This is a genomic window from Brevibacillus sp. FIR094, assembly GCF_050477165.1.
Classification (GTDB): domain Bacteria; phylum Bacillota; class Bacilli; order Brevibacillales; family Brevibacillaceae; genus Brevibacillus.
Genome location: NZ_JBEAES010000084.1, coordinates 1 through 1234, shown reverse-complemented (window position 1 = coordinate 1234; position 1234 = coordinate 1). Strand labels below are relative to the sequence as shown.

Below are 1234 nucleotides of genomic sequence, written 5' to 3'. Positions count from 1 at the left end.
TGGACTGACCCTAATTAATGAGACGTTGAAAAAGCACCTAGGCTACCTGTTTCCCATACTCGTATGGGGACAGGTAGTTCAATTTTTCCTGAATTCGTTCTTGGTTATAAAAACAGATGTAATTTTCCACTTTTTCCATTACCATTAGGTTTGTTAGGATCTCTCTTTTTGGAGAGGCGAATTCTTCCGACTTTAGCGAGGAGTGGAAGGATTCAATGACGGCATTATCATGGCAATTTCCCTTTCGGGACATGCTCGTGGTAATGCTTTTTTCTTTTGCTTTGTTTTGAAATGCGTATGAAGTATAAACTGATCCTTGATCGCTATGGAGAAGGACACCAGCTGCCTCTCTAGTATCTATAGCTTCCTCTAAGGTCTCCAGCACCAAAGAAACATCTTGTCGGTCACTTATTCTGTAAGCAATGATCTCGTTGTTATATAAATCCATGATCGTAGATAAATACAACATGTTTTGACCGTAAGGTAAATACGTAATATCCGTTACCCACTTTTCATTCGGTTTAGAAGCAGTAAATTGTCGGTTAAGTTCATTTGCTACAATGATCTTCGTTTCCCCGTTGATGAACGACTTACGCTTTGGCTTGATACGGCATTGAAGGTTTTTCTTTTGCATAATCTTTTGGACCGTCTTACGATTTACATATATGTTATGATTTCGATCCAGTAAGGCACGTATCTTTCTATGGCCGAAACGATAGCGATATTTTTGGCACAGCTGCTCGATTAAGGAATCTAGTTCTGTTTCCTTATTTTTAAGTTTGGCTCTCCAACGATAGTAGGTCGCCCGTGGCACACCAAACAGTTTAAGGACATCCGCGGTAGAGGTTCTTCCCCGAAAGCTCTCTACAACCTCAATTAATTTTGATTTTTCCACCCCCTCTGTAGTTCCTGATACTTTTTTAAGACTTCAATTTGCAACTCCAATTGGCGAATTTTCAAATCCCTTTGCGCTAGCCCATCTAAGTGATCTGAACCACTTTTTCCATACTTATATTGCTTGCCTACAGGTTGGGAAAATCGATGTGTTTCACCATTTCGGTACCACTTCATCCAGGTCTTAATTTGCTTTACGTCCTTGATCGCTAACTGTTCTAAAATCTCTTTATTTGAAATGCCTGCTTGCTTCATCTTTACCACTTGCCATTTTACTTCTTCTGGGTAATGCACTCTTGTGCCCATAAAGAAGCACCTCCTTAGAATCATATTTGGAATA

At 39.8% G+C, this 1234-nt stretch carries 1 protein-coding gene; it reads right to left on the bottom strand.

Translation table 11 applies throughout. The annotated features are described in order from the left end of the window. Positions 1-37 precede the first annotated feature (37 nt). A protein-coding gene (locus ACQ5DJ_RS29880) for an IS3 family transposase (protein WP_429845621.1) occupies positions 38-1200 on the bottom strand; the annotation gives its coding sequence in 2 pieces (ribosomal slippage) (positions 38-927 and positions 927-1200; 1164 coding nt in all). Between the last annotated feature and the right edge of the window lie 34 nt (positions 1201-1234).